The organism is Frankia sp. AiPs1 (genome assembly GCF_023716945.1).
Lineage (GTDB): Bacteria > Actinomycetota > Actinomycetes > Frankiales > Frankiaceae > Frankia.
This window is the reverse complement of record NZ_JAMQQF010000230.1, coordinates 1-8,807: the sequence shown is the minus strand read 5'-3', so window position 1 is coordinate 8,807 and position 8,807 is coordinate 1. Positions and strand designations below refer to the sequence as shown.

The 8,807-nt window shown below is 72.4% G+C and carries 8 protein-coding genes and 2 pseudogenes; 7 read left to right on the top strand and 3 right to left on the bottom strand.

Annotated features, from left to right (window positions below; translation table 11 throughout):
• From ND748_RS18760 to pth, 5 genes and pseudogenes are all read left to right on the top strand, one after another.
• A pseudogene (locus ND748_RS18760) lies at positions 1 to 312 on the top strand (hypothetical protein); the annotation flags it as partial.
• Positions 313 to 422: 110 nt separating this feature from the next.
• The gene (locus tag ND748_RS18755; protein WP_251747250.1) at positions 423 to 1,205 is read left to right on the top strand and encodes a DUF6286 domain-containing protein; all 783 of its coding nucleotides are present in this window, start codon (positions 423 to 425) and stop codon (positions 1,203 to 1,205) included.
• Positions 1,202 to 1,789, top strand: a complete 588-nt coding sequence (locus tag ND748_RS18750; protein WP_251747248.1) for an alkaline shock response membrane anchor protein AmaP — start codon at positions 1,202 to 1,204, stop codon at positions 1,787 to 1,789. The genes ND748_RS18755 and ND748_RS18750 overlap by 4 nt, the downstream gene beginning before the upstream one ends.
• A 178-nt stretch (positions 1,790 to 1,967) precedes the next feature.
• Positions 1,968 to 2,591, top strand: a complete 624-nt coding sequence (locus ND748_RS18745) for a 50S ribosomal protein L25/general stress protein Ctc (RefSeq protein ID WP_251747247.1) — start codon at positions 1,968 to 1,970, stop codon at positions 2,589 to 2,591.
• 70 nt (positions 2,592 to 2,661) lie between these two features.
• Positions 2,662 to 3,255, top strand: a complete 594-nt coding sequence (gene pth / locus ND748_RS18740) for an aminoacyl-tRNA hydrolase (RefSeq protein ID WP_251747244.1) — start codon at positions 2,662 to 2,664, stop codon at positions 3,253 to 3,255.
• A gap of 79 nt (positions 3,256 to 3,334) precedes the next feature.
• Here the strand turns inward: pth and ND748_RS18735 are convergent, their stop codons facing one another.
• Entirely contained in the window at positions 3,335 to 4,534 is a 1,200-nt protein-coding gene (locus tag ND748_RS18735; protein WP_251747243.1) for a glycosyltransferase, read from the bottom strand.
• A 489-nt stretch (positions 4,535 to 5,023) separates the two neighbouring features.
• On the opposite strand from ND748_RS18735, the gene ND748_RS18730 reads away from it, so the two are divergent.
• The gene (locus tag ND748_RS18730; protein ID WP_374215971.1) at positions 5,024 to 6,127 is read left to right on the top strand and encodes a glycosyltransferase family 2 protein; all 1,104 of its coding nucleotides are present in this window, start codon (positions 5,024 to 5,026) and stop codon (positions 6,125 to 6,127) included.
• A gap of 89 nt (positions 6,128 to 6,216) precedes the next feature.
• Positions 6,217 to 7,128, top strand: coding sequence for a glycosyltransferase (locus ND748_RS18725; protein ID WP_251747252.1), 912 nt, complete (start codon positions 6,217 to 6,219; stop codon positions 7,126 to 7,128).
• Between the two features lie 109 nt (positions 7,129 to 7,237).
• Here the strand turns inward: ND748_RS18725 and tyrS are convergent, their stop codons facing one another.
• Together tyrS and ND748_RS18715 are read right to left on the bottom strand one after the other, a co-directional pair.
• Entirely contained in the window at positions 7,238 to 8,527 is a 1,290-nt protein-coding gene (gene tyrS, locus ND748_RS18720; RefSeq protein ID WP_251747241.1) for a tyrosine--tRNA ligase, read from the bottom strand.
• 9 nt (positions 8,528 to 8,536) lie between these two features.
• Positions 8,537 to 8,807: pseudogene (locus ND748_RS18715) on the bottom strand (peptidase S8); the annotation flags it as partial.

Genomic DNA, 8,807 nt, shown 5'->3' with positions numbered 1-8,807 from the left:
GGCCGGGGCCGGGCGCGGTGGCGCGGCGGAGCCCGGTGGCGCGGGCATGCCCGCCGACCCCAGGTGGACGCCCGGCTCGAGGGCAACACGGCGCGGCTGACCATGACCTTCTCCGTGCGGTACCCGAATCCCGTCGGCGAGACCGCCGAGCGGGTTCGGGGCGAGGTGCGGGAGCGGGTAGCGGCGCTGGCCGGTGTGCGGGTCGCCCATCTCGACATCGAGGTGCCCTCGCTGAGCCCCGGCGCCGGGGTCGGCGGGCCGATCCAGGGTCCGCTCCCGGCGGGTCCGTCGGAACCTGCTGGAGATCGATGACGGTTGGGGGGCCGGGCGGAGCTGGGATCGACCCCCAACACCTGCTGCCCGCGGTGTCTGTTCGTACGCAACTGGGCACGAGTAGTAGTACGGGGCGGACTCGGTGGGGGGTGGACATCGTGCGGATGGGACGTCGGATCGTCGCCGGGCTGCTCGCCGCGCTGATCGCGGCCGGTGGCGTCATCGCCATCGTCGAGATCATCGCTGCCGCCGCGGGCGGTGGTCAGGTCGTGGTCGGCTGGCGGAGCTGGGCGGACAGCCTGAGCGACACCGCCTGGTCGGCGGGGCCGGCGTTGCTGGCCGCGGGGCTCGTCGCACTCGTGGGGCTGCTGCTGATCTGGATCGCGCTTCGGCGCGGCACGCCCGCCCGGCTGCGTACCCGCTTGGGGTGCCCGCAGGCCGGGGTGTTCGTGGACCGGCGCGGACTGGCCCGGGATCTGCGGGCCACGGCGCTCGGCGTCGACGGGGTGGAACGGGCCCGCGTCCGGGTGCACCGGCGGGTCGCGAAGGTCCGGTTGCGCCTGCGCCCCCGCGTCGCGGCCGCTGACCCGCAGCGGGTGGCCGCCCTGCTGCGCGAGGAGCTCGACGCCTTCGCGTTGATCGAGTCGCCGGATCTGACGGTCCGGTCGATCTGGGCCGGTCACCGGCACGAACCGGCCGCCGGCGGCGGGCCGGCTAGGCATGACGGCCCAGCCGGTCGGGGCGATCCGGACGGGTCCGTCGGGCCTTCCGGGCGGGACGGTCAGACCGAGCCCGGTAGTCCGCTCGGGTCTGCCGGTAGTCCGTTCGGGTCCGGCGGTAGTTCGCTCGGGTCTGGTGGTGGGGACGGGTCCCGTGGTGCGGACGGCGACCGGGTGGGTGCCGCGGCACGCAGGCGAGGCGAGGCGCCATGACCGGGGCAGCGCCATGCACGACCGACCGACGCAACCGGGTCATCCTCGCCGTCCTCGGCGTGTTGCTCACCGCGGCCGGCGTGGTCGCGCTGCTTGTCGGGGTCGGCCTCTTCGGGGACGGCCGGGCGGACCAGTCGGTGCTCGACCCGGATGTCCGTGGTTTCGCCGCGGATCATGGCTGGTTCTGGCCGGTCGTCGGGGTCGGCTGTGGGCTGATCGCCCTGCTGGCTCTGGTCTGGCTGACCCAGCAGATGCGCACCGACAGGTCCCCCGGGCTGGACGTGACCCACGACGAGCTGGGAGACGTGCACCTGCCCGCGGCCGCGCTGACCGACGCCGTCGCGGACGACGTGGCCGGGATCGCGGGCGTCGAGGGCGCGCGAGCCGAGCTGCGGGGCAGGAGCGAACCGTCGCTGGACATCGCGGTCAGGGTGACCCGGGGTACCGACGTGCAAGCCGTGGCCGGGAAGGTCTGCGGCCCGGTGCTGGGACGGGCTCGGCGGGCGCTCGGCCGTCCCGACCTGCCAGCTCAGGTGAACATCCGGCCTGTTGGTGTGGCCCGGCGCAGGCGTCGCGTGCGCTGATGCCGCCGGTCCGGCCGTGACCGGTCCCCCGCGACGGTCCGCATCTGCGCGGGGTCTTGACAGATCGGGGTGGTCGTCCCCCTCTCGCGAAGCGTCCGGTACTGTGAAGGACCGCGCCGCGGTGGTTCTCCCGCCCTCCGGCGAGGAATCCCATGTCTTGGAAAGGATGAGCGCCGCCATGTCCGAGGTCCGCATCGCCGCGGAGCCGCGCACCGAGTTCGGTAAGGGCGGTGCTCGTCGCACCCGCCGCGCCGGCAAGGTCCCCGCTGTTCTCTACGGTCACGGCAAGCCGCCGCGCCACATCGCCCTGCCCGCGCACGACCTGATGCACGCCTTCAAGACCGTCGCCGGCACGAACGTCCTGCTGACGCTCGAGCTTGCCGACGGCACCGAGCTCGCGCTCGCGAAGGACGTCCAGCGGCACCCGATCAGGGGCAGCTTCGAGCACATCGACCTGGTTCTCGTGAACCGGGGCGAGAAGGTCGTCGCCGACATCCCCGTGCAGGTCATCGGCGAGCCCCACCCCGACACGCTGGTCGACCAGCAGGTCACCTCGATCGCGTTGAAGGCCGACGCCTCGCGTCTGCCGAACGCGATCGAAGTGGACATCACCGGCCTGGAACCGGGCACCGCGGTGCTGGCCCGCCAGCTGGCGTTGCCCGAGGGCGCCGAACTAGACGCCGAGCCCGACCTGGTCGTGGTGCAGTGCCTGGCCAAGCGAACCGTCGCCCAGCAGGACGCCGAGCTCGGCGAGACCAGCGAGGCGACCGAGGAGGCCGGCGCGGCGAGCGCGTCCGCCTAGGCGGACGGCTCTCCCCGTCGACCCCCTCTCGTCCCTCGTCGCCTGCCGATGATCTGCGGATGAGCTGTCGATGACGAACGTGCCGACCGACGACGGGCCCTGGCTCGTCGTCGGACTGGGCAATCCGGGTCCGGGCTATGCCGGCAACCGCCACAACGCCGGTTTCATGGTCGTCGATCTGCTCGCCGAGCGGACCGGGTCGCGGCTGAAGTCGCACCGGTCCCGGGCGGATGTCGCCGAGGCTCGCCTCGCCGGCACGCGGGCGGTCCTGGCCCGCCCGCTGTCCTTCATGAACCTCTCCGGCGGGCCCGTCTCGGCGGTCCGCACCTTCTACAAGATCGATCCGGCCCGGGTCATCGTCGTGCATGACGAACTGGACATCCCGTTCGGGAGCGTCCGGCTCAAGCGCGGCGGCGGGGACAACGGCCACAACGGGCTGCGATCGATTTCTGCCGCCCTCGGCACCCGCGACTATCTCCGGGTCCGGGTCGGCATCGGCCGCCCGCCCGGCCGGATGGATCCGGCCGACTTCGTCCTGCGGGACTTCGGCGCGGCGGAGCGGCGCGAGCTGCCGCTGCTGCTGGAGCATGCCGCCGACTCGGCCGAAATGCTTATCACGGACGGCCTGGAGCCCACGCAGAACCGCTACCACGCCCTGCTCTGACCGGGTCTGGGTCCCCCGTCGGGGTGCCGTTGCGTCCCCAGGCGTGCGTCTCGTCGTCGTACATCCCGCCGTGTGGCGGTCAGGACGGGGTCAGGTGCTCCTGGATGCGGCCGATCAGTGCCGCGTGGTCGAGCTCCCGACGGACGAAGGCTCGGCCGGCGAGGCCGATCTCGGCCGCCCGCACCGGGTTGTCCAGCAGTTCGCAGGCGGCGGTGGCGAAGGCGCCCGGCTCCTCGGCGACCAGCAGGTCGGTGCCGGGGGCCCAGTCCAACCCACGGCTGCCGGTCGGAGTGCTCACCACCGGGGTGGCGGTCGCCATCGCCTCGATGGCCTTGATGTTCACGCCTGAGCCGGAGCGCATCGGGTTCACCGACAACGTCGCCGCGGTGAGGTAGCCGGCGACGCTCGGTACGTCGGTATGCAGCTCGACGCCCTCGAAGCCGGCGAGCCACGCGGCCAGGCCGTCCTCCGGGCGCCGCCCCACCACCTGGAAGGTGGCCTTCGGATGGCGAATCCGGATCATCGGCCAGCATCCCCCGAGGAACCAGCGCAGCGCCTCGATGTTCGTCGGGGTGTCCAGCGAGCCGACGAAGATCAATCGCTGGTCGCCGGCCACGGCCGCCGCGGCCGACTCGGTGGACGCGGTCGCCCGCAGCGCCCCCACCGGCAGGAACGGCGGCAGGTGAAACGTCGGCACGCTTGCCCGGGTGCGCCGCCACTCGTGGTCTTCCAACGAGATGTCGGCGATGCAGGTGACCAGGGGTGAATGGTGCATGGCGAGTTCGGCGAGACGCAGCTTGTGGTACTCAAGCTCGTAGGCCACGGCCCGGGGACCTGAGCTGCTGCGCGCGAGCACGCGGAAGAACTCCGAGTCGACGTTGTGGGCGCGCACCAGATGCGGCAGCTTCCAGATCCGGGCGATTTCCTCGCCGAGATGCGATGACCGGCAGCTGTAGCTGATCACGGCGTCGGCGCGCGGGGGGGTGGACTCCAACGCGCGGCGCAACGGCCCGACGGGCCGGGAGGCGTGCATGAAGGGCCTCGGCGTCAGGTGGGCACGCGGGCTGTCGTCCCGGGGCAGCCGGATGACCGCCGAACCGGGAACCGCCTCCTCGTATGCGGCGATGTCCAGATCCTCCCGCGAGGGAACCAGGATCTGCATCCGAATACCGGCCGCGGAGGCCGCGGTGAGGAAGCTGAATGTCTCCACCCGGCCGCCGGCGTCGGCCGGAAGAAACGGTTCCTCGACAACGACGATCCAGCGCGTGGAGTCGCTCACCGGTCCCACTGTAACGGCCCGGGTTCACCCGCATGGGGGAGGGTCCGCCCGGTCGCCCGGCCGAGGAATGCGACGCGTGGCCGACCGGTCACGATGGCGTCGAGTGGCGGTGAATAAAACGGGGCGGTTTCCCGCGGCCCTCATCGGCGGCCGGGCGATCCGCCTCGGCGGCTGGGTGATCCGCCTCGGCGGCCGCCGGTCCTCCTCGGCGGACTGTGGGCGGCCTCGGCGGACTGTGGCCCACGCCAGACTGCGGCGCAGGTAGGGTCCGGGCATCACGGCCGCGCAGCGTCATGGGGTCAATCGCGTGATTCGACGGGCCAGGAGCCGTTCGCCGTGGCGTTCCGGTGGAACGCTACGGTTACTGTCATGACAGGTGTCCGGACCATCGGTCGAGGAGCCGCTGTCGCGGCGCTCGGAGCCGTTACCGTTTACGGTCACGTTCTGTATCCGGTTTATATCGGACTGCGCAGCCGTGGCCTGGAATCGATGACACCGCCGGACCCTGAGATCTGGCCGGGCCTGAGTGTCGTCGTCTCGGCCTACCGGGAATCCGCAGTTATCGGCACGAAACTGGATGAACTTGCCGGCACCGATTATCCCGGGCCGATGGAGATCATCGTCGTCGCGGACGATTCGGAGACGGCGGAGGCCTCGCGCCGGCCGGGCGTGCGGGTGCTGTCCTCGGGGGAGCGGCTGGGCAAGGCCCGCGCGGTCAACCGCGGCGTCGCCGCCGCCTCCCACGAGATCGTCGTGCTCACCGACGCGAACGCGGTGCTCGCCCCCGGCGCGCTGCGCGCCGCCGCCCGCCACTTCACCGATGAGACCGTCGGCGCGGTCGCGGGGGAGAAGCAGGTCGACGACCCCGACGGCGCCCAGGGTTTCTACTGGAAGTTCGAGTCGTGGCTGAAGCGCTGCGAGTCGGCGACCGGGGCGACGATCGGCGTCGTCGGCGAGATGCTCGCCTTCCGCCGGCAGGCGTTTCGGCCGCTGCCCGCCGACACGGCGGTCGACGACGCCTGGCTGGCCCTCGACGTCCTCGAGGGCGGCCTGCGGGTCGTCTACGAGCCCGAGGCGTACTCGATCGAGTCGGCGGCCCCCGACTACACCGGTGAGTGGGAGCGGCGGACCCGGATCGTCGCCGGCAACCTGGACATGCTCTGGCGGCGCCGGGCGACGCTGGTGCCGGGCGCGTTGCCGGTCACCCCGCAGCTCTGGGGGCACCGGCTGGTCCGCTCGTCGTTCGGACCGATGGCCCATGTCGTCCTCGTCGCCATCGCCGTCCCGGCCGCCCGGCACAGCTGGGCCGCCCGGGTGTTCCTCGCCGGCAACGCCGCCGGCGTCGCAAGCACCGCCGCCCTGATGACCGGACGCACGCCGCCGGGGCCCAGCCGGCTGGTCGCGCAGGTCTTCTTCCTGCAGGCCGTCGCGCTCGGCGGAGTGCGCCGCTTCGCCGCCCGGGACCGCCCGGCAGTGTGGCCGAAGCCGGATCGCCAGCCGGTCGCCCCGCCGGCCGGCGCCGACCCGGCGAGCCTGGGCGGCGCTGCCAGCTCAGCCAGCTCGTCCAGCGCGCTGACCCCGGCTGGAAACTGAGCGAGGATCGCAGGCCAGCACCCTCGGCAGCCGGGCCGAACGGTGCATCGGGAGTTCGCGTGAACACACGCAGTGAGGAGCGTGCCGCCGTGTCGGTCGAGCAATCCAAGCGGTCCACGTGGCAGTACGAGCTCGTGCTTGTCAGCTACCACAGTCGGGAGCAGCTCGAACAGCTGTTCGCGACGCTGCCGCTGGACATGCCGGTGGTGGTCATCGACAACGCCAGCGGCGTCGACCGGGTCGACGAGCTGCTCGCGGACCGCCCAAACAGCCGCTACCTGGACTCTGGTGGCGGCAAGGGCTTCGCGAAGGCCGCAAACATGGGCATCCGGTCGTCGAGGTACGACTACATCGTCCTCGGCAACCCGGACAGCCGGCCCACCGTCGACGTCATCGACGTGCTCGTCGACGACCTCATCGCCGACCCGGAGCTGGTCACCAGCGCGGCGACGATGAAGGGTCACGACGACCGGCCCGAGCTCGGCAACGGGGGTTGGGAGCCGACGCCGCGGCGGGTGCTGCTGCACGTCCTCGGCGCGCACAAGGTGGCGCCGACCTCGGCGCTGTTCGCGCGTCCGACCCCGGGCCGGCCGATGAACCCAGAGTGGCTGACCGGCGCCTGCATGGCCGTGCGCCGCGCCGCGTTCCTCGACCTGGGCGGCTTCGACGAGACGTTCTTCGTCTACAACGAGGACATGGCGCTCGGCCGGGCGATCCGCGAGGCCGGCCTGCACCAGAAGCTGCACACCGATCTGCTGGTTCCGCACGGCGCCGGGGGCAGCGGCGCGGGCAAGACCTGGATGCTCCAGATGCGCGGCGCGTCGATGGTCCGCTACCTGCGCAAACACAACGCTCCGGCCCGAGTGAACGTGATGCGCTCGATGCTCGTCGCCGGGTACGCCGGGCGCACGGTGCTCTCCCGTGCCCGTGGCAAGAAGGCGGTGGCCGACGAGCACGCCGCCTACATCAAGGGGCTGCTCGTCGGCCCGCCCGCCCCCTGACGAACGCGCTGCTCGGCGCGACCGCGCCGCGCGACCGCGCCGCTCCCCGAGCCCGGCGATCAGGGTGTTCCCGCGGCACCTGGGTCACGGTGAGGCGCCACGTGGCCGCTCAGGTGAAGCGGGCGACCCGCCACTCACGGCGGCCGCGGCGGACGAGGATCACCGAGCCGTGCAGCAGGTCCTTCTCGGTGACGGTCGACTCGGCGTCCATCCGGTCGCCGTTGACCAGCACCGCGCGATTGCCGAGGTGCTCGCGGGCGTCGCGGCGGCTGCTGGCCAGGCCGGTGGCGAGCAGGAGGTCGACGACGGGCCAGCCGCCGTCGGCTGCGAGCCGGGCCAGCGGCTCGGTCACCGTCGGCACGTCGGCGAAGACATCCGAGATCAGGTCCGCCCCGATCGCCTTCACATCACCGCTGAACAGCGCCGCGGACGCCGCCTCGGCGGCGTCGACGGCGGGCTGGCCGTGCATGAGCGCGGTCATCTCCCGGGCGAGATGGCGCTGCAGCGCCCGGCGGCCCGGCGCCTCGGCGTGCTCGGCGAACAACCGCTCCAGCGGTTCGCGGTCGGTGAGCGAGAAGAACAGCGCGAACCGGCGCGCCTCGTCGTCGGACAAGTTGATCAGAAACTGGTAGAGCGTGTACGGCGAGGTGCGGTCGGCCGTCAGCCAGACCGCGCCCTTCTCCGACTTGCCGAACTTCGTGCCGTCGGCCCGCAGCAGCAGCGGGCAGGTCAGCCCGTGCACCTGGGTGCGCAGCACCCGGCGCACGTAGTCGATCCCGGCGACGATGTTGCCCCACTGGTCCGACGCCCCCATCTGGAGCGTCACGCCGTGGTCCTCGCACAGTCGGCGGAAGTCGTACGCCTGCAGCAGCGAGTAGCTGAACTCGGTGTAGGTCAGGCCGACGTCGGGATCGTCGAGGCGGCGGCGGACCGAGTCCCGTCTGATCATTTCGGCGACGGGGAAGTGCTTGCCGACGTCCCGCAGGAACTCGATCATGCCAAGCCCGCCCAGCCAGTCGCCGTTGTCGACGAAGGCCGGGAGCTGGTCGGCGGCCAGGGCCCGCCCGAAGATCGTCTCCATGATCTCCCGGTGCCGGGCCACGTTGGCCCGCACGTCCTCGGCGGTGAGCAGGGTGCGCTCGACGGACTTGCCGGACGGGTCGCCGATCAGGCCGGTGCCGCCCCCGAACAGGGTGACGGCGCCGAGCCCGGCCCGGGCCGCGCGGATCAGCAGCGTGATCGGCAGCAGGTTGCCGATGGTCAGCGACGGGGCGGTCGGGTCGAAACCGATGTAGCAACGCCGCCCGTCGCTGTCGAGGTGGTCCCGTAGTTCGGCGGGATCGGTGCTGTCGTGGATGAGTCCACGCCAGGACAGCTCGTCCAGGAGCGCGTGTGTCATGTGGCCATGTTAGGAGTGGCCGCGCGGGCCCCCGTGCGTCGTGGTTCGCCGAGCGGACAGCAGGTGCGCGCCCACGCCGAGCAGGCCGCCCAGCCAGACGGCCAGAACCAGCCCGCCGACCCACACCAGCACGACGAGGAGACCGTGCTGGTCACTGCGGCCGCCGGCGGCTCCGGCCGCCGCCACCGAACCGCCGTTCCGGTCCTGCCCGCCACCCGCGGTCGCCCCGTGGCCGTGGCCGTGGCCGTCCGCGGGATCGGTGGAGTCGCCGGCGCTGCGC

What these genes read in the sequence shown, in the direction of transcription:
- ND748_RS18750 (WP_251747248.1), top strand. Translation starts at nt 1,202, where the DNA reads ATGACCGGGGCAGCGCCATGCACGACCGACCGACGCAACCGGGTCATC.
- ND748_RS18745 (WP_251747247.1), top strand. Translation starts at nt 1,968, where the DNA reads ATGTCCGAGGTCCGCATCGCCGCGGAGCCGCGCACCGAGTTCGGTAAG.
- pth (WP_251747244.1), top strand. Translation starts at nt 2,662, where the DNA reads ATGACGAACGTGCCGACCGACGACGGGCCCTGGCTCGTCGTCGGACTG.
- ND748_RS18730 (WP_374215971.1), top strand. Translation starts at nt 5,024, where the DNA reads ATGACACCGCCGGACCCTGAGATCTGGCCGGGCCTGAGTGTCGTCGTC.
- tyrS (WP_251747241.1), bottom strand. Translation starts at nt 8,527, where the DNA reads ATGACACACGCGCTCCTGGACGAGCTGTCCTGGCGTGGACTCATCCAC.